This window comes from Massilia paldalensis (assembly GCF_044901715.1).
GTDB classification, from domain to species: Bacteria; Pseudomonadota; Gammaproteobacteria; order Burkholderiales; family Burkholderiaceae_D; genus Telluria; species Telluria paldalensis.
Map to the genome: position 1 here is coordinate 1,961,718 of NZ_JBJCIU010000001.1, position 24,085 is coordinate 1,985,802.

At 67.9% G+C, this 24,085-nt stretch carries 18 protein-coding genes; 7 read left to right on the forward strand and 11 right to left on the reverse strand.

Going from position 1 to position 24,085, the window contains the following annotated elements:
* Positions 1-72: 72 nt before the first annotated feature.
* The 7 genes from ACI1V7_RS08610 to ACI1V7_RS08640 form a co-directional block, all read right to left on the reverse strand.
* On the reverse strand, positions 73-2,250 hold the full coding sequence (locus ACI1V7_RS08610; protein WP_404531333.1) for a prolyl oligopeptidase family serine peptidase: 2,178 nt from the start codon (positions 2,248-2,250) through the stop codon (positions 73-75).
* An 81-nt stretch (positions 2,251-2,331) separates the two neighbouring features.
* Positions 2,332-3,120, reverse strand: coding sequence for a prohibitin family protein (locus ACI1V7_RS08615; RefSeq protein ID WP_404531335.1), 789 nt, complete (start codon positions 3,118-3,120; stop codon positions 2,332-2,334).
* Between the two features lie 235 nt (positions 3,121-3,355).
* Positions 3,356-4,033 carry a serine hydrolase domain-containing protein gene (locus ACI1V7_RS08620; RefSeq protein ID WP_404531568.1) on the reverse strand — a complete coding sequence of 226 codons (678 nt, stop codon included), beginning with the start codon at positions 4,031-4,033 and terminating at the stop codon, positions 3,356-3,358.
* Entirely contained in the window at positions 4,002-4,580 is a 579-nt protein-coding gene (locus ACI1V7_RS08625) for a serine hydrolase domain-containing protein (RefSeq protein ID WP_404531337.1), read from the reverse strand. Before ACI1V7_RS08625 ends, ACI1V7_RS08620 begins: the two co-directional genes overlap by 32 nt.
* Positions 4,581-4,922: 342 nt before the next feature.
* Entirely contained in the window at positions 4,923-6,482 is a 1,560-nt protein-coding gene (locus ACI1V7_RS08630; protein ID WP_404531338.1) for a tetratricopeptide repeat protein, read from the reverse strand.
* 183 nt (positions 6,483-6,665) lie between these two features.
* Entirely contained in the window at positions 6,666-7,298 is a 633-nt protein-coding gene (locus ACI1V7_RS08635; protein ID WP_404531339.1) for a 3'-5' exonuclease, read from the reverse strand.
* Positions 7,299-7,329: 31 nt separating this feature from the next.
* Positions 7,330-8,580 (reverse strand): Hsp70 family protein, encoded by a 1,251-nt coding sequence (locus ACI1V7_RS08640; protein ID WP_404531340.1) that lies wholly within the window; start codon positions 8,578-8,580, stop codon positions 7,330-7,332.
* 140 nt (positions 8,581-8,720) lie between these two features.
* On the opposite strand from ACI1V7_RS08640, the gene ACI1V7_RS08645 reads away from it, so the two are divergent.
* The 4 genes from ACI1V7_RS08645 (at position 8,721) to cphA (ACI1V7_RS08660) (ending at position 13,762) form a co-directional block, all read left to right on the forward strand.
* Positions 8,721-9,176 carry a DUF2244 domain-containing protein gene (locus ACI1V7_RS08645; RefSeq protein WP_404531569.1) on the forward strand — a complete coding sequence of 152 codons (456 nt, stop codon included), beginning with the start codon at positions 8,721-8,723 and terminating at the stop codon, positions 9,174-9,176.
* A gap of 166 nt (positions 9,177-9,342) precedes the next feature.
* Complete coding sequence (locus tag ACI1V7_RS08650; RefSeq protein ID WP_404531341.1) at positions 9,343-10,260, forward strand: isoaspartyl peptidase/L-asparaginase; 918 nt, start codon at positions 9,343-9,345, stop codon at positions 10,258-10,260.
* Complete coding sequence (locus tag ACI1V7_RS08655; protein WP_404531343.1) at positions 10,257-11,168, forward strand: cyanophycinase; 912 nt, start codon at positions 10,257-10,259, stop codon at positions 11,166-11,168. The genes ACI1V7_RS08650 and ACI1V7_RS08655 overlap by 4 nt, the downstream gene beginning before the upstream one ends.
* Positions 11,165-13,762 (forward strand): cyanophycin synthetase, encoded by a 2,598-nt coding sequence (cphA, locus tag ACI1V7_RS08660; RefSeq protein ID WP_404531344.1) that lies wholly within the window; start codon positions 11,165-11,167, stop codon positions 13,760-13,762. The genes ACI1V7_RS08655 and cphA (ACI1V7_RS08660) overlap by 4 nt, the downstream gene beginning before the upstream one ends.
* Positions 13,763-13,934: 172 nt before the next feature.
* Here the strand turns inward: cphA (ACI1V7_RS08660) and cphA (ACI1V7_RS08665) are convergent, their stop codons facing one another.
* The 4 genes from cphA (ACI1V7_RS08665) to ACI1V7_RS08680 form a co-directional block, all read right to left on the reverse strand.
* A complete protein-coding gene (gene cphA / locus ACI1V7_RS08665; RefSeq protein WP_404531345.1) occupies positions 13,935-16,568 on the reverse strand; it encodes a cyanophycin synthetase in 2,634 nt (877 codons plus the stop codon).
* A gap of 83 nt (positions 16,569-16,651) precedes the next feature.
* On the reverse strand, positions 16,652-18,112 hold the full coding sequence (locus ACI1V7_RS08670) for an iron-containing redox enzyme family protein (RefSeq protein ID WP_404531347.1): 1,461 nt from the start codon (positions 18,110-18,112) through the stop codon (positions 16,652-16,654).
* Positions 18,113-18,339: 227 nt separating this feature from the next.
* On the reverse strand, positions 18,340-19,734 hold the full coding sequence (gene bcaP, locus ACI1V7_RS08675) for a branched-chain amino acid transporter BcaP (RefSeq protein WP_404531348.1): 1,395 nt from the start codon (positions 19,732-19,734) through the stop codon (positions 18,340-18,342).
* A 296-nt stretch (positions 19,735-20,030) separates the two neighbouring features.
* Positions 20,031-20,882: a metallophosphoesterase gene (locus tag ACI1V7_RS08680; protein ID WP_404531349.1), complete on the reverse strand. Its 852-nt coding sequence runs from the start codon at positions 20,880-20,882 to the stop codon at positions 20,031-20,033.
* Between the two features lie 160 nt (positions 20,883-21,042).
* Here ACI1V7_RS08680 and ACI1V7_RS08685 point away from each other — a divergent pair, with 160 nt between their 5' ends.
* From ACI1V7_RS08685 to ACI1V7_RS08695, 3 genes are all read left to right on the forward strand, one after another.
* Positions 21,043-21,669, forward strand: a complete 627-nt coding sequence (locus ACI1V7_RS08685) for a LysE family translocator (protein ID WP_404531350.1) — start codon at positions 21,043-21,045, stop codon at positions 21,667-21,669.
* Between the two features lie 161 nt (positions 21,670-21,830).
* Positions 21,831-23,306: an APC family permease gene (locus ACI1V7_RS08690; RefSeq protein WP_404531351.1), complete on the forward strand. Its 1,476-nt coding sequence runs from the start codon at positions 21,831-21,833 to the stop codon at positions 23,304-23,306.
* Entirely contained in the window at positions 23,303-23,911 is a 609-nt protein-coding gene (locus tag ACI1V7_RS08695) for an SAM-dependent methyltransferase (RefSeq protein WP_404531352.1), read from the forward strand. The genes ACI1V7_RS08690 and ACI1V7_RS08695 overlap by 4 nt, the downstream gene beginning before the upstream one ends.
* The last annotated feature ends 174 nt before the right edge of the window (positions 23,912-24,085 follow it).

Below are 24,085 nucleotides of genomic sequence, written 5' to 3' on the forward strand. Positions count from 1 at the left end.
TTCGCTGCCAGCGCCTTCCAAGGCGTCGGCAGCTTACAACAACCTGGCTGCGCCGTGCTTACGCCGCCTTCCTTACTGCGCGCCGCTCGCCACCGTGGCCGGCGCGTCCATGTGCAGCGCCTTCGCCAGGAAACCCCAGCGGTCCGCGACTTCCTCGATCTGCTTCGTCGTCGGCTTGCCGGCGCCGTGGCCGGCCTTGGTGTCGATGCGGATGATCACCGGGTTGCCGCCCGCCTGCGCCGCCTGCGCCGTCGCCGCGAACTTGAAGCTGTGCGCCGGCACGACGCGGTCGTCGTGGTCGGCCGTCGTGATCATCGTCGCCGGATAGCAGGTGCCGGGCTTGAGGTTGTGCAGCGGCGAATACTTGACGAGCGCCTTGAATTCGTCCGCGTTCTCCGACGAACCATAGTCCGAGGTCCAGGCCCAGCCGATGGTGAACTTGTGGAAGCGCAGCATGTCCATGACGCCCACCTGCGGGATCGCGGCGCCGAACAGGTCGGGACGCTGGGTCATCGCCGCGCCGACCAGCAGGCCGCCGTTGCTGCCTCCGCCGATGGCCAGCTTGGCGGGCGACGTGACCTTGTTCGCCACCAGCCATTCGGCCGCGCCGATGAAGTCGTCGAACACGTTCTGCTTCTTGAGCTTCGTGCCCGCCTCGTGCCACGCTTCCCCGTATTCCCCGCCGCCGCGCAGGTTGGCGACGACGAACACGCCGCCCATCTCCATCCAGGCCAGGTTGGCCGGCGAGAATGCGGGCGTCAGCGAGATATTGAAGCCGCCGTAGCCGTACAGGTAGGTCGGATTGCTGCCGTCCAGCTTCAGCCCCTTCTTCGACACGATGAACATCGGCACCCGGGTGCCGTCGCGGCTCGTGTAGAACTGCTGGCGCGTCTCGTAGCCGGCCGGGTCGAACGCCACCTTCGGCTGGCGGAACACGGTGCTGGCGCCGCGCTTCATGTCCAGGCGATAGATCGTCGTCGGCATCGTGTAGCTGGTGAAGGAGAAGAAGGTCTCGCTGTCGCCCCGCTTGCCGCCGAAGCCGGACACGCTGCCGATGCCGGGCAATGCCACTTCGCGAACGGGCTTGCCGTTCAAATCGACGATGCGCACGCTGCTGCGCGCATCGACGAGGTATTCGCTGACGAGCTGGTTGTCGATGAGGTGGCTGGCGACGAGCGTGTCGCGGCTCTCCGGCACCACGGTCTTCCAGCCGCTTTCCTGCGGCTTGCGGGTGTCGATGGCGACGATGCGCTGGCGCGGCGCGTTGCGGTCGGTAACGAAGTAGAACACGGGGCCGACGTTGTCGACGAACTCGTAGGCCGCGTCGAAATTGTCGATCAGCGGCAGCACCTTCGCGTCCGGCCGGGACAGGTCCTTGTAGAAGATGCGGTGCTTGTGCGCCGTGCCGCGCGTCGCCTGGATCAGCAGGTAGCGGCCATCGTCCGTCGTCATGGCCAGGAAGCCCCATTCCTTCTCGTCCGGGCGGTCGTAGACGAGCGTGTCGGCGCTCTGGGGCGTGCCGACCTTGTGATAGTACAGCTTCTGGAAGTAATTGACGTCGGCCAGCTTGGTCGCTTCCTTCGGCTCGTCGTAGCGGCTGTAGAAGAAACCCTTGCCGTCGTGGGTCCAGGCCGTGCTGGAGAATTTCACCCACTTGACGTGGTCCGCCAGGTCCTTGCCCGTCTCGATGTCGCGCACGCGGATTTCGTTCCAGTCCGAGCCCGAAGCCGCCGTCGAATAGGCGAGCAGTTTGCCGTCCGGGCTCACCGCCGTCCCGGCCAGCGCGACGGTACCGTCCGCCGCCAGCGTGTTCGGGTCGAGCAGCACGCGCGGCGTGTCGTCCAGCGACGTCATCGTGTACAGCACGTTCTGGTTCTGCAAGCCGTCATTGCGGCTGTAGAAGTAGCGGCCACCCTCCTTGTACGGTACCGAGTAGCGCTCGTAGTTCCACAGCTGGGTCAGCCGTTCGCGGATCGCGCCGCGCTGCGGGATCTGTGCCAGGTAGGCCTGGGTCACCTTGTTCTCGGCATCGACCCAGGCCTTGGTCTCGGCGCTGTTCGCATCCTCCAGCCAGCGGTACGGATCGGCGACCCTGGTGCCGAAATAATCGTCGGTCTGGTCGACCTTCTTGGCGACCGGGTAAGCCAGGGGCGTGCCGCCGCAGGCTGGCGACCGGGCTTGGGCGAGCGCCGTGCCGCTGCCGAAGGCGGCAGCCAGCGCGGCGACGAGGGTAAGGTGTCTCAGGTGCATGTCTATCAATCTCGATGTCGATGAGCAGGTTGTTGGAAATGCCACAGAGCATCTTATCCCGAATTCATGGGATGAAGTGCATCACTTCACGTTAATGAACGGTACCGCCCCGCCCGCGACGTTCGGCAGCTTGCCGTCCCACTTCTCGATCGCCATGCGCTGGTTTTCCATCTCGCGCAGGCGGATCAGTTCGGGCGTGACCTGCTGGCGCTGCACGGCCAGCGATTCCGCTTCTGCCCGGGCCTGGGCGACGCGCTGCTTGGCCTCGACCTCGATGCGCTGCAGGTCGCGCTCGGCCTTGAGCTTGAGCTGCTCGGCCGTCGTCTTGGCTTCGATCGCGTCGTTGAACGACTTCGAGAAATTGAAGTTCACGATCGAGAACTCGTCCACGACGATGCCGTGCCGGCCCAGGCGTTCGCGCAGCTGGGCGACGATCTGGTCGCGCACGTCGGTACGCTTGGCCACCAGCTCCTCGGCCGTGAAGCGCGCCGTGACGGCCTTCACCGCTTCCTGCACGGCCGGCAGGATGATGCGCGTGCCGGGCTCGTTGCCGAGGTCGCGGAACACGGAAACGGCGCCCTGCGGCAGCACGTGGTAGTTCAGCGCCACCCGCGTGTGCACGGTCTGCAGGTCGCGCGAGGCCGCGTCGCCGTCGCCCTCGCCTTTCTGGATCGAGACGTTGACGAGGTTGAGCTTTTGCGCCAGCGGAATCCGGAAATGGATGCCTTCGCTCAGCACCTGGTCGCTCGGGCTGCCGAAGGTCGTCATCACGCCCCGGTGTCCGGCGGGCACCGTGCCGAACGGCGCGAGCGACCACAGCAGGATCATCAGGACGATGATGCCGACGACTTTCAAGGGCAAGGTTTTCATTATTCTTTTCCTTTCTCATGGTTCTGCCGAACGATGTATTTTTCCGGGCAGGCCGTCTTGTTCGGTGACGACAAATAAAGTGTAGCGTGGCGAATGAGAGAGGGAAATCAGATATTTCAGATGGGCATCTTCGTAAATGTCGAAGCGTGGGCAATTCGAATGCGAAGACAGGAAAGGAAATCGCGGAAAGTATTACGTGGAATCGCCGTAATTATTATGCAGTTCTCCACGCGAATTACCATCCGCGCACATGCGCATTTTCGTGAGAATCAAGATCCTCCGATAATATCGATGGCGACGGGCGCTTTTCACGGTATGGCAATGGCGTGCGCGTCCAGTCGCAGAGCGATGCCGTTTGCCACGGTACGCAAGCGCTGGAGCGTACCGGGATCGATTTCGTTCGACAGCAATACGATGGCAATATCACTCTCCGGATGCAGGACGAGCAGGCAGGCGAAACCGGGATGCGAGCCATCCTGGAAATCACACGGCGCCTTTCCTTTTCCACGACTTGCCAATTCAAGGCAACGAATACATCGCCGTCGCGATAGACAGGCTGGTGCGACAGGCGCACCGCTGGATCCCGTTCCGCTAATTGCCAATCCGCATAAGCCAGCATATCCGCCAGTGTCGATTTCAATGCGCCGGCGGCCTGTGTCTGGTCTGGAAAATACGGCTGGCGCTTGCCGTTCTCGTATCCGGAAACGCAGCGCCGCCGCTGCTCTTCGTTGACGACGATACCCGTATCCTGCATGCCCAGCGGATCGGCAATATGCCGGCGAACCAGGGTGTCGAAATCGATCCCGTACACGCGCTCCAATGTATATCCCGCCAATTGCGCCGCAGCATTCGAATCTGAAAACGTGTTCCCGGTGGCGCCGTCAGCCTGGCCTGGTGCAGGCCTGCATCGAATTGGCGCCGCGTCGTCGCCGCGACGAGCGCGCGCAAGCGGTCTGGATACGGGACGTCGCTCGTAAAACCGGAGCCGCCTCCGGCCTGTCGGGCAGCAGCCGCGGCAAGCCGGACAGGTGGCTCACCAGGTAGCGCACCTGGATCGGCTGGCCCTCGTAGACGAGGTTCGGGTAGTCGCCATCCAGGTACAGGCGGATGTCGTCCTCCAGCCTCAGCTTGCCGTCATGCTGGGCCTGCGCCAGCAATGTCGCCGTGAACGTCTTGGTCAGCGAAGCGATGGGATAGATGGTGCGGTCGTCCGGCGCCCGGTGACGGTCGCCGTCGACGGTGCCGGCATGTCGGGTGCGCCGCATGCCGCCATGCAGCACGCCGATCGACAGCCCCACGGCGCGCGGGTCGGCCATGAACGCGGCGGCAGGCGCGGCGATTGCCGCATCCACGCGCTCCGCCCGCACCGCGCGTGCGTGCACGCCGCCCCCAACGCCAAGCAGCGGCAAGGACAACAGGCTGGCGACGGCTCGCCGGCGTCCCGCATCGACAGGTCCCATATCACTTCCCTTCCCATTGCAGATCGCGTTACTCAGCACTGTAAGGAAGCCGCATCCCGGAATGGCCAAGATTGCGACGGGGCGGTCGTTTTACGCGATAGACGGTGGAAACGGCTGTCCAGAATGTGGCATGTAACGTAGGGAATGAGCGTTGGGAATGGATCGTGGAGCTTGGATCACGGGGCATGGATCGTAGAACATGGATCCTAGAGCATGGAACGCAGGAACATGGATCGTGGAACCTGGATCGTGGAACCTGAATCGTAGGACGTCAATCGACGTGCATGGAACGTGGGACGCGGCGTCGCATCCCGCACCGTCCACGCTGTATCGGCCGCTCCCTCAGGCGGCGCGCCGCTCCGTGCCCGAAGGGGAACGCTCGCTGTGCCAGCGCCGGCGCAGGTCGATCGCGCTGTCGATCTCGCGCGGCGACAGGCGGCGGGCGACGATGGCCTTGTTGGCGCTGGCGGCTGCGTCGCCGGCGTCGGCCGCCAGCAGCATCCACATATAGGAACGCACGCTGTCGCGGGCCACGCCCCGGCCGGCGCCGTACATGCCGCCCAGGTTGTACTGGGCCAGCGGATGGCCCTGCTCGGCCGCCAGGCCATACCACTGCACGGCCAGCGCATCGTCCTGGCATACGCCCAGGCCGTTCGCATACATGACGCCGAGGTTGTTCTGCGCGCTGGCATCGCCCTGCTCCGCGGCGCGCCGGTACCATTCGGCGGCCATCGCGTCGTTGCGGCGCACTCCCTGGCCGTTGGCGTAGATGACGCCGAGGGTGAATTGGGCATTGGCGGCCCCCTGGTTCGCCGCGCGGCGGTACCAGACCAGGGCGCGCTGCGGATCGGCCCGCGTGCCGCGGCCCTGGGCATAGAGGGTGCCGAGCTGGTACTGGGACGGCGCATGTCCGCGCCGGGCCGCCTGTTCGTACCAGGCCAGGGCCGCCGCCTCGTCGCGCTGGCCGTCGGGCCCGTCTGCCAGCAAGCGGCCCAGGCTCCAGGCCGCCTCCGCATCACCCTGCCCCGCCGCGCAGCGTAGCCAGGAGATGCCGGCCGTACGGTCGCGCGGCGTGCCGCGGCCATCCAGGCAGGCCTGGCCCAGCAGGCGTTGGCCCGGCGCATGGCCGCGCGCCGCGGCCCGGCGGAACCAGTGCACGGCCTCGGCCTCCCCCGGCGCCACGCCCTGGCCGTGCCGGTACATCAGGCCCAGGCTGACTTCGGCGGCCGCATCCTCGAGCAGCGCCGCCTTGCGGAACCACGCCATGGCGAGTGGGTGGCTGGCGGGCACGCCTTCGGCCCGCAGATAGCACTCGCCCAGGCGCCGCTGGGCGCTGGCCAGGTCCTGCTCGGCCGCTTTCGCATACCAGTGGACCGCCAGCTCGGCATCGCGCGGCATGCCGCGGCCGTGGCGCGCCATGTCGCCCAGGTTCTGCTGCGCTGACGGATCACCCTGCTCCGCCGCGCGCCCGAACCAGTATGCGGCGTCCGTATCGGACTGGGGCACGCCGCGCCCCAGGAACAGCATGCTGCCCAGGTGGTTCTGGGCGAACGCCAGGCCCTGGCCGGCGGCGCGGCGTAGCCAGCGGCATGCGGCCGCATCGTCGCGGGGCGTGCCCTCGCCGTTCTTGTACATGAGGGCCAGATTGAATTGCGCGTACGGATCGCCGCGCTCGGCGGCGCGCGCGAACCAGGAAAGAAGCTCGGCCTTGTGCGGCGAGGTCCGCGAGGGCGTGTGTGATCGCGGCTGCGATGACGTAGTTGATCGCGTGTGCGATGGCGTGTATGGGGCCTCGGGCCGAGGCTTGCTTCGCGTCTTGTCTGGCGTCTGGTGTGGCGGCTCGTGCAGCTGCCTGTACGGCTGCTCGCGCGAGGGCTTGGGCTGTGAGGGGTCGCCTTCCATGTTCGCTCTCCGGACTTATGTCGTTGAACTCCGACGGACAAGGCCGGCAAGCCGCGACCAGCGACTTGCCATGCGCTCGATACTTGCCAAAAGTTTAAATTTGGGCAGGCCTGCGGATTTGACCTGCACCAATCGGGAGGGGATGGACAGCGGCGAAAGCGCACCCGCCCGGCGGCGCCGGCATCAGTCGCCGGAGCGGCTCGCGACGTAGGCGTCGATGAAGCGCGGGACCTTGGCGGCCGCCACGCGGTTGAGCGAGACCAGCAGCTCGGGGGCGACGCGCTGCAGTCCATACGAGCTGCCCAGGTGGCGGCCGATGTGCAGCAGCACGTGCGCGGCCGCCTCGGCATCGGCCTCGGCCCGGTGGGCGCGGCCGCCGAACACGATGCCCAGCGATTGCGACAGCTGGCCCAGCTTGTAGCTGGCCAGGCCCGGGAACACGCGGCGCGACAGCTTCAGCGAGCACACCAGGCCCGTGTGGCGGCAATCGTGGCCCAGCAGCGCGCCCTCGGCCTTCAGGAATTTCTCGTCGAAGCTGGCGTTGTGGGCGGCCAGCACGTCGTTGCCGATGAAGTCCAGCAGCGCCGGCACCACCTCGTCGGCCGGCGGCGCGCCGTCGACCATCTTCTGCGTGATGCCCGTTAGCTGGGTGATGAAATAAGGGACGCGCACGCCGCAATTGACGAGCGAAACGTAGCGGTCGACGATCTCGCCGCCGGCGATGCGCAGCGCGGCCACTTCGGTGATGCGGTCGCCCGTATCCGGCGACAGGCCGGTGGTCTCGAAGTCGAGCATGACGATGGGGCGTTCGAACACGATGATCCTTTCTTTGATGGTGTACGCGGGCTCAGCCGTAGCGGCGCGCGGCGTCCAGCGCCAGCCCGGCGCCGATGCTGCCGAACAGGTCGCCCTCCACGCGGCGCGCGTCCGGGACGATGCTGGCGATACGCTCGCGCAGCGCCGTCACACCGCTCGATCCGCCCGTGAAGAATACCGTGTCCACGCGTTCCGGTGGCACGCCCGCATCCGCCAGCAGCTGGCGCACGGTGGCGCCGACCTGGTCGACCAGCGTGGATGCGGCCGCATCGAAGCCGGCGCGCGCGATGCGCAGCTGCTCGGGCGGCTGCAGGCGGTCCAGGTCCAGCACGACCTCGGGCGCGTCGGACAGCGCGATCTTCGCCTCTTCCACGCGCATGGCCAGCCAGTGGCCGGCGCGCTCGTCGATCAGGTGGCGCAGGCGCTGCAGCTTGTCCGGCTCGGCGGCGTCGCGCACCAGCTCGGCCAGCTGGGCGACGCTCTTGCGGGTATAGGCCTGGTTGATCGTGTGCCAGGTCGCCAGGTTGAAATAATAGCTCGACGGGATGGCCGCGCCCGACACCAGCTGGCTGCCGTAGCCCAGCAGGGGCATCACGCTCGCCAGGCTCAGGTATTTGTCGAAGTCGGTGCCGCCGATGTGCACGCCGCCGTTGGCCAGCAGGTCCTCGCGGCGGTCGGGCCGGGCGGCGCGGTCCGGGCCCAGGCGCACCAGCGAGAAGTCCGAGGTGCCGCCGCCGATGTCGGCGATCAGGACCAGCTCCTCGCCCCCGATGCGCGACTCGTAGTCGAACGCGGCGGCGATCGGCTCGTACTGGAAGCCGATGTCCTTGAAACCCACGGAGCGGGCGATGCCGGCCAGCGTGTCCTCGGCCAGGCGGTCGGCCTCCGGGTCGCCGTCGACGAAATAGACGGGACGGCCGAACACGGCGTGGTCGAACGGGCGACCGGCCTGCTGCTCGCCGCGGCGCTTGACCTCGCCGATGAAGTGGGCCAGCAGTTGACGGAACGGCAAGGCGCGCCCGGCGACCTCGGTCTGCCCGTCCATCAGGCTCGTGCCGAGCAGGCTCTTCAGCGAGCGCATCAGGCGGCCGTCGTAGCCCTCCAGGTAATCGGCCAGGGCAGCCCGGCCATAGCGCACCGCATCCTCGTCGGCATTGAAGAACACGACCGAAGGCAGGGTCGGCTTGCCGTCCTCCAGGGTCAGGAGAGTCGGTTGGCCGGGGCGTACCCAGCCGACGGTGGAATTGGACGTGCCGAAGTCGACGCCGCAAGCGTTCGCCATGGAAGCCTCTCGTGGAAAAGGGGCGAGAGTGTAGCAGATTCCGGACCGGACGGCACCTGGCGCCGAGTCCGTGAGGCCACGCCGCCACGCCGCGCTTGCAGTATGATCTGCATTCTCCCCTTCCCCGGCGCGAGGCGGCCATGCAGTACGAATGGATACTACAGCGCAATTGCTCCCTGACACCGCGTCAGGTCGCCCTTGCCTACGCCGCCGTCTGCACCGTGTCCCTCGCCGTGGCCATCGCCTTCCTCGTCCACGGCGTCTGGCTCGTGCTCGCCTTCAGCCTGACGGAACTCGCCGCCGTCGGCCTCGCCCTGCTGCTGTATGCACGCCATGCCACCGACCACGAACGCATCGCCCTGTCCGACGGCGGCCTCGTGGTCGAATGCGTGCAGGCCGAGCGGCGACGCGTCACGCGCCTCGATCCGCTGCGCACCCGCGTGCTGCTTCCGGACAGGCCCGGACGGGCGCTCGTGCATCTGGAGGCGCGCGGCGTGCAGGTCGAGATCGGACGCTACGCGACGGACGCGCGCAAGCGCCAGGTGGCGCAGGAGTTGCGCATCGCATTGCGGACGGTTTCCACCACGGCAGGCTGAATGCCCACCCCGTTTCGTAACGACCGCGGCCGTGTAAGCCCCCTCTTACATCCACACGGCTAGGCTACCGATGTTTCAAATTATGTATGTTTTGCATAATGCGCTATTCGCTGGACCACACTTTATTTATCGCGTGGCCGGCTCTTGCATTGGAGAATAAAAAAACATGAGCGTTACCCAACAAGGATATGCCATCGTCGTGCACGGCGGTGCCGGCAGCCCGCGCGACTACGACGACGGCTGCGAACGCGCCGTGGAGCGGGCCGCGCAGGAGCTTGCGATCAGTGCCGATGCGCTGGACGCCGCCATCGCCGCCGTCGCCGTCATGGAAGACGACGGCCGCTTCAACGCCGGCACGGGCTCCGTGCTGTGCCTGGACGGCGCCACCGTCGAGATGGACGCCTCGATCATGGACACCAAGGGCCGACTGGGCGCGGTCGCCTGCGTACAGGGTGTCAAGAACCCCGTGCTGCTGGCGCGCGCGGTGGCCGATACCCCGCACTGGATGCTGGCCGGCGACGGCGCGAACCGTTTCGCCGCCGCGATCCGGCACCCCGTCCATACGGAGATCTCGCAGCGCCAGCGCGATGCCCACGCCAAGGTCGTCAAGGAGCTGGCCGGCGCCCTGCCCGCCATGCCCGGCATCGATCCGAAGGCCAAGGCCTTCCTGCGCTTCTGGAACTACCAGACCCCGCTCGAGCTGCCGGAAAACGCGGCGTGCGACACCGTCGGCGCCGTCGTGCGCGGCCCCGACGGCCACTTCGCCGTCGCGCTGTCGACGGGCGGCTCCGCGCCGTCGCTGCTGGGCCGCGTGGGCGACACGCCCATCATCGGCAGCGGTTTCTATGCGGGCCCCGCCGGCGCCGTCGCCGCCACCGGCATCGGCGAACAGATCGTGCGCCACCTGCTGGCGCGCACCGTCTACGGCTGGATCGAGGACGGCATGCCGCTGCAGCAGGCGCTGGAACGCGGCGTCGGGCTGTTCGACCCGGCCGTGCCGGTCGGCCTGATCGCCGTCAGCAAGACCGAAGCCGGCTCCTTCTCCAACCGTGACATGCCGCAGGCAAGGATCATCCAGCAATGACGACGCAAGACCAGGACATGCAGGACCGGGCGGCCCGCCTGGCGACCAGCCACGGCCACCTCGTGATCATCGGCGGCCATGAGGACAAGCAGCGCGACATGGAGATCCTGCGGCGCTTCGTCGAGCTGTCCGGCGGTGCCGACGCGAAGATCGTCGTCATCACGGCGGCCAGCACCGTGGCCGAGGACATGTGGGAGACCTACGACAAGGCCTTCGCCGAACTGGGCGTGCAACGCCACGTCCACCTGCACCTGGCCAGCCGCCAGGACGCCAACAACGAAGAGCACATCCGCGACGTGGTCGACGCCACCGGCATCTTCATGACGGGCGGCGACCAGAAGCGCCTGCTGGCCATCATCGGCGGCACCGCCCTGGATGCCGAGATGCACGCCGCCCTCAAGCTGCGCGGCGCCTGCATCGGCGGCACCAGCGCCGGGGCCTCGGCGATGTCCGGCCACATGCTGGCCACGGGGCGCGTGGAACTCCATCCGGAAAAGGGCTCGGTGAGCCTGGGCGCGGGCCTGGGCTTCCTGCACCGCGTCGTCATCGACCAGCACTTCTCGGAACGCCAGCGCCTGTCGCGCCTGTTGACGGTGGTGGCGCAGAACCCCTACCTGCAAGGCATCGGGATCGACGAGGACACGGCCCTCGTCGTCGAACGCGGCGCCGGCATCGAGGTGCTGGGCCAGGGCGCCGTCACCATCGTCGATGGCCGCTCGATGGAATCCAACGTCGCCGAGATCGCCAACAGCGAAACCCCCGAACTGATCGACGTGCGCCTGCACCTGCTGCCCGCCGGCAGCAAGTACGTGCTGCCCCACGCCGCGCAAGAAGCAGGCGCGCGCCGCATCCCGCCGCCGCTGCTCGAGTTTTTGGAAAATGTAACGAAACGGAACCCGATCTCATGAGAATCACTGAACAACGCTTCCTGCGCGGCCCGAACCTGTACGCCGCGACGCCCTGCATGCTGGTCGTGGTCGATGCCGCGGCGGCGCCCGACGCCGGCGTCGCCGGCCTCGGCGCCCGCCTGCTGGCCCTGCTGCCCGGCATGACCCCGGAAGCGTCCGCGCGCCTGTCCGCCTGCCAGGCCCCGCACGATGCCCTCGAACCGGTGCTGATGGAACTGCAGCGCCTCGCGGGCGCGCCCGGTGCCTTCAGCCAGGTGCACGAAGACCACGCCCGCCCCGGCAAGGTGCGCATCGCCTGCGGCTACGCCATCGAGCAGGTCGCACGCGCCGCCCTGGACGCGGCGCGCACGCTGATCGATGCCTGCGCCCGCCACGAGACGCCCGACCTGGAAGCGCTGCTGGACGCACTGCGCGATACGGCCCACCGCCATGCGATCGGCACCAGCACGGGCGCCGTGCTGGCAGCGGCGCACAAGCGCGGCATCCCGAGCCTGCGCCTGACCGAGGATGCCAACCTGTTCCAGCTGGGCTGGGGCAGCCGCCAGAAGCGCCTGCAAGCCACCATCACGGGCGCCTCCAACCACATCGCCGTCGGCATCGCCAGCGACAAGCAGTTGACGAAGACCCTGCTCGACCAGGCCGGCGTGCCGGTGCCGGGCGGTTCCACCGTAGGCACGCTGGACGAGGCGCTGCGCGTGGCGCGCCGCATGCGCGGCCCCGTCGTCGTCAAGCCGCTCGACGCCAACCAGGGCAAGGGCGTGACGGTCAACTGCACGACGCCCGAGGAAGTCGAGCGCGCCTACGATTTCGCGCGCCAGTACGGCCGCCGCATCATCGTCGAGGAACACCTGCAGGGCCGCGACTACCGCGTGCTCGTCACGGGCCGCAAGGTCGCGGCCGCGTCCTGGCGCCGGCCGCCGCACGTGATGGGCGACGGCGTCTCCACGGTGCGCGCGCTCGTCGAACTGGAGAACGGCAACCCGGCACGGGGCGCCGGCCACACCAATATCCTCACCAAGATCCCGCTCGACGACGTCGCGCTGGATGTCCTGGCCAAGCAGGGCTACGACCTGGATGCCGTGCCGCCGGAAGGCGCCGTGGTCGAATTGCGCGGCAACGCCAACCTGTCCACCGGCGGCACCGCCGAGGACGTGACCGACCTGCTGCCGGAAGAGACGCGCGACATCTGCATCCGCGCCGCGCGCACCATCGGCCTGGACGTGGCCGGCATCGACATCGTGTGCCAGGACATCGCGCTGCCGCTGCGCGAACAGGACGGCGGCATCATCGAGGTCAATGCCGCCCCCGGCATCCGCATGCACCAGTACCCGAGCCGCGGCACCCCGCGCGACGCCGGCGCCTCCATCGTGGAAGCGCTGTTCGGCGGCGACGACGGCCGCATCCCCGTGGTGGCCGTCACCGGCACCAACGGCAAGACCACGACGACGCTGCTCGTCGCCCACGCGGCCCGCATGGCCGGCCTGCGCACGGGCGTCACCACGACCGAAGGCGTGTTCATCGACGGCGACCGCATCGTCAAGGGCGATTGCACGGGCTACCGCTCGGCGCGCACCGTGCTGGCCAGCCCCGACGTCGACTTCGCCGTGCTGGAAACGGCCCGCGGCGGCCTGCTCAAGCGCGGCCTGGCCTACGACCAGTGCGACGTCGCCGTCGTGCTGAACGTCTCCGCCGACCACCTGGGCCTGGACGGCATCGACAGCGTCGAGGAACTGGCGCGGGTGAAGAGCGTCATTGCCGGGCGCGCGCGCCGGGCCGTGGTGCTCAACGCCGAGGACGACCACTGCGTCGCCATGGCCGCGCAACTGGCCCCGGGCGTCGAGGTGCTCTACTTCGCGCTCGACGCCGACAACCCGGTGCTGCTGCAGCACCTGGAACGGGGCGGCCGCGCCGTCTACCTGCAGGACAACAGCATCGTGCTGGCCGGCGCCACCCGCCACGAGGCGCTGCTGGACGTGCGCACGATGCCCGTCACCCTGAAGGGCGCCGCCCGCTACAACATCGCCAACAGCCTGGCCGCCGCCGCCGCGCTGGCCGCGACGGGCTTCGGTAACCTGGAGATCGCCGACGGCCTGCGCACCTTCGTGTCGGACTGGAAGCACAACCCGCTACGCTCGAACGTATACGACGTGGACGGCGTCACCGTCATCGTCGACTATGCCCACAACGCGGCCGCCTATGCCGCGCTGGCCGAGACGGCGCGCGCGATGACGCCGGGCCGCCTCGTCGGCGTGGTGGCCGCACCGGGCGACCGCCGCGACGGCGACCTGGTCGACATCGGCGAGACCTGCGCGTCGGGCTTCGACGAGCTGGTGGTGTACGAAACGGAGAACCGCGGCCGCGCCGCCGGCGAGGTGTCGCAGCTGCTGGTGCAGGGCGCGCAGCTGGCCAAATTCGAGTCCGACCACCTGCAGGTGGAGCTGGACGTGCACCAGGCGATCCGCGCCGGCCTGGCCCGCTGCGAACCGGGCGACGTGCTCGTGTTCGGCTGCGGCTCGTCGATCACGGAACTGACGGAGGCGATCCGCCCGACGTCGCCGGAGACGGCGAGCAGGATCGCGGCGGAGGCGGTCTGAATTAACCTCGACAGGTCGTCCCTGCGCAGGCAGGGACCCAAGTTCTGCACGCGCTGTCGTAGTACGTGAAAATTGGGTCCCTGCCTGCGCAGGGACGACGTATTTTTGCAGTCGCATCACAAAAAAAGCCGCCCCTGCGCAAGCAAGGGCGGCTTTTCACTACCGATCTTCCTTACCCCACCTGCGCCGCGATCTTTTGCGCGCTCTCCGGATCCATCTCGCGGATCGCTTCCACGAACACGTCCAGCGAGGTGCCGCAGGCGAATACCAGCACGTCGCCGCGCTCGCACAGCGACAGGCCCAGGCGGATCGCCTTGCCCACGTCCAGTTCCCGGTGCAGGGTGTCCGACACGCCGACCACTTCCTCGGCGCCGCGCAGGATGAGGTCAACGGCGGCGCCCGCCGTGCGGCCGCGCGGGGCGGAATCGTAGACGACCAGTTCGTCGAAGCCGGCCCCGCACACGCGGCCCACGTCCGTCAGATCCTCGTCGCGGCGGTCGCCCGGCGCCGTCACGATGCCGACCAGCTGTCCCGGCAGCAGCGCGCGCGCCATCTCGACGAGGGCCGAGTATGCCGCCTTGTTGTGCGCATAGTCGATGATCACGGTCACGCCGCGCACGTCGAACACGTTGGTGCGCAGCGGGTTGGTCTTGCCGTCGCTGACGAAGGTCGACAGGCCCGTGGCGATCTGCAGGTTCGAGAAGCCGGACGCCATCAGGCCCGCCGCCGCGGCCAGCGCATTCGCGATGTTGTAGCGCGCGCGGCCGCCGAACGCGATCGGCATGGATTCCACGCGCAGCAGTTCCTGGTGGTAGGTCGCGTCGGCGACGACGACGGCGTTGTCCTGGAAATACGTGGCGCGGCCGCCCTCTTCCAGGTGGCGCAGCAGCACGGGATTGTCGGCTGCCATCGCAAAATAGATGATCTCGACGTCCGGGTGGACGCGCCGCGCCATGGCCACGCACAGGGGGTCTTCGGCATTCAGCACGACGGCGCGCGAGGCCGACATGGGTACGACGGCCTTCACCTGCGCCAGGTCTTCGATGGTGTCGACCCCGTCCAGGCCCAGGTGGTCGGCCGCGACGTTCAGCACGATACCCACGTCGCAGCGGTCGAACGCGAGGCCGCGCTTCAGGATGCCGCCGCGGGCCGTTTCCAGCACGGCGAATTCCACGTCCGGCGAGGCCAGCACGGTGCGCGCCGACCAGTAGCCGGTGCAGTCGCCGCTGGCGACCTGCTTGCCGTCGATATAGACGCCGTGCGTGGTGGTCACGCCGGTGACGCGGCCGGCCAGGCGCACCGTGTGCGCCATCAGCAGCGTGGTCGTCGTCTTGCCGTTGGTGCCAGTCAGGGCGATGACGGGGATGCGGCCGTCGCCGTGACCGAACATGCCCTCGACGATGGCGTCACCCGCATCGCGCGCCTGGCCGCTGCTCGGATGCTGGTGCATGCGGATGCCCGGCGCCGCGTTGACCTCGATGACGGCGCCGCCCTGCTCGTCCAGCGGCACGGCGATGTCGCGGCACACGATGTCGATGCCGGCCACGTCCAGGCCGATCTTGGCGGCGGCGCGCACGCACAGGCGGCGCGTCGATTCCGGCAGCAGGTCCGTCACGTCCTCGGCGGTGCCGCCCGTCGACAGGTTGGCGTTGCCGCGCAGGTAGACGGTGGCGCCCGCCGGCGGCACGGCGTCCGGCACGTAGCCCTGCTTGCGCAGCAGGTCCTCGGCATGGGCGTCGAGCGCGATCTTCGTCAGAATGTTCGTGTGGCCGGCGCCGCGTGCGGGGTTCGTGTTTTCCGCGTCGACCAGCTCGCGCACGGTGCTGCGGCCGTCGCCCACGACGTGGGCCGGACGCCGGCACGAGGCCGCCGCCACCTTTCCGCCCGCGACCAGCACGCGGTAGTCGGCGCCGTCGACGAAGCGCTCGACGATGATGCGGCGTCCATGCTTGCGCGCGAACGCGTAGGCCTGCTCGACTTCGCTGTCGGTGCGGCAGTCGACGGTCACGCCCTTGCCCTGGTTGGCGTCGAGCGGCTTGACGGTGACGGGGACGGCCAGCTTGCGCGCCACGCGCAGCGCGTCCTCGATCGTGGTGACGGTCTCGCCCTGGGGCACGGGCACGCCCGCTTCCTGCAGCAGCTGCTTGGTCAGCTGCTTGTCGCTGGCGATGCGCACGGCGATCGTGCTCGTGTCGCCCGTGACGGTGGCCTGGATGCGCTTCTGCTTCGCGCCCCAGCCCAGCTGGAACAGGTTGGCGTCCTCGGTGATGCGCTGCACGGGGATGCCGCGGTCCTGCGCCGCCGCCAGCACGGCCGCGGTGCTGGTGCCGATCGCATAGTGTTCCGCCACCTCGCGCAGTTCCTGCAGGCGCGGTTCGAGATCGAACGGCTTGCCGTGCGCGAGCGCGTCGACGATGTCGACGGCCAGCGCGAACGCCGGCTGCGCCACCTTTTCCTGCAGGTAGGCGACGACCACGCGGTACTGCCCCGGCTTGCCCGACACGGGGCGGGTGCGGCCGAAGCCCACGGGCGCGCCGACCAGGCATTGCAGGCCGAGGGCGACGTGCTCCACGACGCGCGCCAAATACGTGCCTTCGCGCAGGCGCTGGGCGAAGCCGCCCGGCTGCCCGGTCGGCACCAGGTAGTCGGCGAGCGACGGCAGCAGGTCCAGCAGGGCCTCCGTGAAGTGGGGGATGTCGCGCGTGGAGACGCCGTACACGTCCCCGAGGTCGAGCACGGACAGCAGGCATGGGGATTCCGCGTGGATGTTCGGGCCACGCAGGAAGCGTTGTTCAAGTATGTGCACAGGTTTCCTCGTTCTGGACAACGGGACGCGGCCGCCGGTGGTGCCGGCGGCCGCGTCCCAGGGTAAGGCTTGTATTGTTTGCGTCAGGCGTCGAGCAGCTTGGAATACATGCGGGTCGCCATGAGGCCGATGGCCGTATGATGCACCGAAGGCGACATCAGGCGCGCCAGCATGGACATCGCCTCGGACTTGCCGGCGGCGCCGGCGACGCGTTCTTCCAGCTGGATCAGTTCGCTGTCCCCGCCGGTGCCCGCCGTGCGGCGGCGGATCAGGCCACGCTCCGGATAGCCGCTGCGCTCGCCTTGCTGGTTCAGCTTGTCCAGCGTGCGCTGGCGCGCGCGGTGCGACAGCACGCGGCCCGTGCGGCTGGTCTTGATGTCGTCGCGGGTGCTCGTGATCCAGTCGCGCAGCACTTCCTGCTCGTAGGCGGAGAACACGCCGAACATTTCCGCGCGTTCGCCCTGGATCAGGCGCCAGAAGCGGCTGTTCTCGACCGGCTCGCCGCGCTGGATCCAGCCCGCGTCTTCCATCGCCTTCAGGAAGGCGGGAATGTCGGCGGGTTCGGACAGCCAGTCGTTGACGGAACGGCCGGCCACGCGGCAGTAATCCGAGTGCATGTTCTTGCCGATCGCGGCCTTCGCCGTGAAGATCTCGACCAGCTCGGCCTCCAGGTCGAACGAGCCGATGATGGACGTGGTGCAGGCGCCCAGGTCGTTCAGGCGGTAGCCATCCAGCACGCGGCGCCAGAACGCGGCCGGGTCGCTCGACTGGGCTGCCAGCGTGCGCACGGCCTGCACGGCCTTGTGCGCGTGGCCGCTGCCGGCGTTGTCGACGGTGACGTGCAGCGTAAAGTAATAGGGGTCGATGCCCAGTTCGTTCAGCTCGTAGGACGTGATCAGCAGGTGCAGCGGCAGCTGCTCGTAGCCCAGGTTGAAGCCGACGACTTCCGGCAGGAACTCGTCGGCGCAGTAAGCCAGCGCCAGTTGGATCGCGCCCTGGACGAAATACTCGTCGGACAGGCCTTCCCAGTGCTCGCAGCCGTGGGCGGCGAGCAGGCGGCGGTACAGCGTGACGTGGTTCTTGTCCGGCACGCCGTCGCCCAGCTCTTCGAGGTAGGTCTTGATGAGCGGATGGTAGTCCGGGTTTTCCCAGCGCGACAGCACGCCGTACAGCCAGGCGCCGTCGACCAGCTTGGTCGGCGCGGCACCCTTCAGGAAATACAGCGCATGCGATTTGTTCGAGAAATAACGGCGCGGCGCACCGTTCTTGCGCGCGGCCAGGTATTCGCGGTAGGACAGGCCCACGGCTTCCGAGCGGCCCTGGATCCAGCCCGGCAATTGCCAGGGGGCTTCCGGCAGCTCGTCCGGCTCGGCGCGGGTCGCCTCGATTTGCGCACGCAGGTAGGCGCGCGCTCCTTCCACATGCTCGGCCGGGTTGTCCAGCAGCGCAAAATAAAGTGCTTTCGAATCCAGGGCGGGGGTGGCGGCGCGTGTCTCCTGCGTGGTACGCACTTGCGCGCTCTCGATGGCAAACGTAGAGGTCATGGCAGATCTTTTTGGTAACTGTTCTACCCAGATTATGCGGACCCGCTCGTTAGCACGTAATCGGTAGGCTCCCCTCCTCGCTGTCAGACAATGATTACAAAAAATGCATTCATTTCAAGAAAGATATTTTTATATTCATTCCTGATAGCAATGCATCAAGCCATGAAAAAGGGCGGCTCGTGGCCGCCCTCCTTCGTCCGCCGCGACGGGCGCGGCACAGACTTTATTTATTGACCGTGCAGCTTGGAACGCGAACGGGCATAGCCGAAATACACGACCAGGCCGATGACGAGCCAGATGCCGAACGCGATCCAGGTCAGGGCCGACAGGAAGGACATCAGCGCCAGGCAGAAGACCACGGCGATGGCCGGCACGACGGGCACGCCCGGGCAGCGGAACGCGCGCTTCAGGTCCGGACGCTTCTTGCGCAGCACGATCACGGCCACCGACACGAGGCAGAACGCGGCCAGCGTGCCGATATTGACCAGTTCGGCAAGCACGTTCAGCGGCACGAAGGCAGCCATCAGGCCGAACACGATGCCGACCATCCAGGTGGCGAAGAACGGGGTGCCGTATTTCGGGTGCACGGTCGACAGCTTGGCCGGCAGCAGGCCGTCGCGCGACATGGCGAAGATGATGCGCGTCTGGCCGTAGGCCATGACGAGGATCACGGTGGTCATGCCCAGGATCGCGCCCAGGTCGATCCAGCCGGCGAACCAGTTCTCGCCCGCGTGCTGCAGGGCCAGCGAGACGGGGTGGTCGACGCCTTCGAACAGCTTGAACGGGACGATGCCCGTCATGATGCCGGCCACGATCACGTACAGCACCGTGCAGATCAGCAGCGAACCGATGATGCCGATCGGCAGGTCACGCTCCGGACGTTTGACTTCCTCGGCGGCCGAGGTCACGGCGTCGAAGCCGATGAAGGCGAAGAACACGACGGCGGCTGCGCTCATGATGCCGTTCACGCCGAACGGAGCGAACGGATGCCAGTTGGCCGGGGCCACGTGCTTGACGCCGACGAAGATGAACAGCAGCACGACGACGGTCTTGATGATCACCATGACGTTGTTCACGCGCGCCGATTCGCGCACGCCCAGCGACAGCATCCAGGTCAGCAGCAGCATGATGCACAGGGCCGGCAGGTTCATGTAGGTCTGCACGCCCGGCAGCGCACCCGGCGCGGCCGACAGCACCTTCGGGATCTCGAGGCCGAAGCCCGACATGAGCGATTGGAAATAGCCCGACCAGCCGCTGGCGACGGTGGAGGTGGCGAGGCCGTATTCGAGCAGCAGGTCCCAGCCGATCATCCACGCGACCAGTTCGCCCAGCGTGGCATAGCTGTAGGTATAGATCGAGCCGGCGACGGGCACGGTCGATGCGAACTCGGCATAGCACATCGCCGCGAAACCGCAGGCGATGGCGGCGACGATGAACGACACCGTCAGTGCCGGGCCCGCGGTGAGCGCGCCCGCGCCGGTCAGCACGAAGATACCGGTACCGATGATGGCGCCGATGCCCATCAGGATCAGGTCGGTCGGACCCAGTACCTTCTTCAGTCCGCCAGGGGTAGCGGCGGACGCGACCATGTTGTCGAGATTCTTGGTTCTGAAAAGACTCACTGCTTTCTCCAATCGATAGTAGATAGATCCCGGACCCTCGTTATTGTGTGCGCCGCCGCAGAGCGATCGTGTCGTTCTCGACCGACACACGCGCGATGTCTCCTCTTGGGTACGGGCTTGCGCGGCTTTCCGACATGCAAAAACAATGCCGGGCAGCAGCGTTAGCGGCGTGACATTATCACCATTCTCTTAACCGGAATCAAAGGATTAGTTAAAAAATCCCTTTGTTTAGGATGGAAATGCTGGAGGTGGCCGCTTCGGATGACGAACGATCCGGCTGCGAAGCGCGATGTTTGCTAGCGTAGTGTGCAGATGAGCAGCTCCGGGTCGGCGTTCAGGCGCAAGGGAATACCCGCGCAGCCGACGCCGCGGCTGACGATCAGCGGGCCGTTGCCGGGCACGTCGTAGCGGCCATAGCAGTAATCGCGCGATACGGGTCCGCTGGGCCGGAACAATGGCGCACCATTTTGGAGCGCGATCTGCCCACCGTGGGTATGTCCGGCAAAACCGACGTCGAAATGCTGCCCCTCCAGGCGCCACAAGCCGTCGGGAGAATGCATGAGGTAAATACGCACGGGGCCGGCGCCGGCGAAGGTATCGCGGGCGGACGGCCGGCCCGTCCACGGGTCGTCGATGCCGCAGATGCTGACCTCGCCGAACGGGGCCGGCAATGGGATGCTGCGGTTGACCAGCACGGTTACGCCACTGTCGCGCAGGACGCGTTCGATGGGCTCGCGGCCGTTCCAGACGTCGTGGTTGCCCATGACGGCGTAGGCGCCCAGCGGCGCCAGGCCGTGCGCCTGGCGCAGGAAGGCCGCCAGGTGTCGGGCATTGGCGGCATCGAAGGATACGTAATCGCCGCCCAGCAGCAGCACGTCCGGCCGCTCCTGCTCGATCTGGCGCAGCAGGTCGTCGAACAAGGCGTCGTGCGTCGTCGGTCCGGCGTGGAAATCCGAGGCGAAGCCGATGCGCAGCGGCCGCGCCAGGCGCTTGCCGCCCTTGACGTCGACGTCCTGGCGGACGACGCGCACCCTGCCCTGGCCACCGAGCCGGTAGCTGAGCCCCGCGACCGTGCCGCCCAGCAGCAGGAAGTTCAGGACGCGTTCGGTGGCGTGGCGGATGGGGCGCGCGTGCTTGTTCTTGCTCATGCGTAAGATACTTGTAAAACCGGCACTGTACACGAAGCGTGCCGCGGGCGGCGCAGATTACCCGACCGGCAAGCGATCACTAGTGCTCTGCATCAAGAGCGGCTAAGATTGGCATCCCCTTTATTGGCCCCCTTTATTGGCCCCTTTATCCGCGACGCCGATGCTGACCCTCGACCAATTCCTCGCCTTCCTCGCCGCCGCCGTCCTGCTGACCCTGTCGCCGGGTCCCGACAACATGATGGTACTGAGCATCGGCATCGCCAAGGGCCGCCTGCGCGGGATCGCCTTCGGCCTCGGTTGCGCCTTCGGCTGCCTCAGCCATACGCTGCTGGCCGTGGTGGGCGTCAGCGCGCTGATCGCCGCGTCGCCCGTCGCCTTCACGGCCTTGAAGGTATGCGGCGGCCTCTATCTGGCATGGATGGGCTGGCACGCGATCCGGAGCCGCGGCGGAGCCCGGGTGAATCGCGCCGAAGGCGTGACGGAATCGGCGCGCACGCTGTTCTTCAAGGGCATGCTGGCCAATGCGATCAATCCCAAGGTCGCCCTGTTCTTCCTCTCCTTCCTGCCCCAGTTCGTGGCCGCAGGCCGCGGCGACGCCAACCTGCAGATCGCCCTGCTCGGCCTGACGTTCACGCTGCAAGCGGCCGTGCTGTTCGGCCTGCTCGGTTTCTTCTCCGGCGCCATCGGCGTCTGGCTGGGGCGGCGTCCCAAGGCGGGCATGTGGCTGGACCGCATCGCCGGGGCCGTCTTCATCGGCCTGGGCCTGCGCCTGATCGTGGCGCGCTGAGCCGCTGCCTTCGGCACCACCTTTGATCCTCGTCCACGTCCGGCCAGGCGCCGGAACTTAGCCCCAGCCCTGCCGTCTGACTGAACAGACGGCATGCGTACCGTGCCGCGCCCGAGCACCGGATCGCTTGCGAACCGGCCCCGAACCCGACGCGAACCCTCATGCACGATACGCGGCCCGGCAACGACGACAGCTTGGAAGGCACCGCGGCGATCGAGCGCGGCGACGCCCCGCGCGCGGTGCTCGGGCTGCGCGAAGCCGTCACGCTGATCGTCGGCATCGTCATCGGCGCCGGCATCTTCAAGGCGCCCGCCGCCGTGGCCGCCATGACGGGCAGTCCCCCGTGGATGTTCCTCGCCTGGATACTGGGGGGCGTGCTGTCGCTGGTGGGCGCCCTGTGCTATGCCGAACTGGCCACCAGCCATGCACACGCCGGCGGCGACTACCATTTCCTGCGCCTGGCCTACGGCCGCTCCCTCGCCTTCCTGTTCGGCTGGGCCCGCTATGCCGTCATCACGACGGGATCCATCGCCCTGCTCGCCTTCGTGTTCGGCGATTACCTGCAGCAGGCATTGCCGCTGTCAGGCCTGCCCGCCGGTGCCGGCGCAGCCGTCTATGCCGCGGCCGCCGTCCTCGTCCTGGCGCTCGTCAACCTGGCCGGCATCCGCAGCGGCAGCCGCACCCAGAACTGGCTCACCTTCGTCGAAGTCGGCGGCCTGCTGCTGGTCGGCGCCACGGCGCTGGCACTGGCAGCGGGCGCCGGCGCCACGCCGCCCCCGTCCGCAGCCGGGACCGGCGGCCCGCCGGCCTTCGGCCTGGCGATGGTCTTCGTGCTGCTGACCTACGGCGGCTGGAACGAAGCGGCCTACATCAGCGCGGAGCTGCGCGGCGGGCCGCGCGCCATGGTGCGCGCCCTCGTGCTGTCCGTCATGCTGATCACCGCCTTGTACCTGCTGGTCTGCTGGGCCTACTGGCATACGCTCGGCATGGCGGGACTGGCGGCCTCGCCCGCGCCCGCGGCCGACGTGCTGCGGCTGGGACTGGGCAGCGCCGGCGGCCATGCCATCGCCCTGCTGGTCGCCGTGTCCGCGCTCACTTCGATCAATGCCACCATGATCGTCGGCGCCCGCACCGGCTATGCGCTGGGCCACGACTGGCCACGGCTGCGCCGGCTCGCGCGCTGGAACGGGGTGCGCGGCACGCCCGCCGTGGCGCTGCTCGTGCAAGCGGCTGCGGCCATGCTGCTCGTCGCCGCCGGCAGCACCGGCGGCGACGGATTCCGCGCGATGGTCGAATTCACGGCGCCCGTCTTCTGGCTGTTCTTCCTGCTGACCGGTATCGCGCTGTTCGTCCTGCGCCGCCGCGACCCGGCGCGCCACCGCCCCTACCGCGTACCGTGGTATCCGCTGCTGCCCCTCGTCTTCTGCACCAGCTGCGCGGCCATGCTGTGGGCCAGCCTGTCCCACGTCGCCAGCCAGTCCGTGGGCGGCGTGAATGCGGCCTGGGTCGGCGTCGCCGTCCTGGCCGTCGGGGTGCTGCTGCTGCGCTTGCTGCAACACGACGACGGCCGGCGCCGGCGTGCCGCCGGCGAGCCGCTGGCCCCCTTCGACACCCATCCCGAGGAGAAACGACGATGAACCCGACCCTGCACCGCCGCCAGTTCCTGCTCGCCGCCGCTGCCGGCGGGATCGCCTTGCTGCCCGCACCGGCCATCCGTGCCCAGGACAAGCCTCCGCCGCCGCGCCTGGACGTGCCCTATGTGCCGACGCCGCAGGAAGTCGTCGACCGCATGCTGGCACTGGCCCGCGTGGAAAAAAGCGACTACCTGATCGACCTCGGCTGCGGCGACGGCCGCATCGTCGTCAGCGCCGCCCGCGAATACGGCGCGCAGGGATTGGGCATTGACCTCAATCCGGAACGCATCGCGGAGGCGCGCGCCAACGCGAAAAAGGCGGGCGTGGGCACGCGCGTGGACTTCCGGGTCGCCAACCTGTTCGAGACCGACCTGTCGCGCGCCTCCGTCGTCACCCTGTACCTGCTGCCCGACGTGAACGTCAAGCTGCGCCCGAAGCTGTGGCGACAATTGAAGGTCGGCAGCCGCGTCGTCTCGCACGCCTTCGACATGGGTCCGGAGTGGCCGCCGGAGCGGACGGAAGACGTCGATGGCCGCACCATCTACATGTGGACCGTCGGACCGGCCCAGAAGGCTGCGCTGGCGGATGGCGAGCGGTCCAGGACCTGACTGGGACACCCGCTTCCAGCACACCTGAGCACCTGAGCACCTGAGCCGCCGGGCCGGGTGCCCGCTCGGCACCCTCGCCGTACGTACGACACGCCCATTCCTTTCTATTTCCATAAGCTAATTTGATTGGGCTCCATTTTTTCGATACATTGGAGGTTTTATGTTTACGGAATG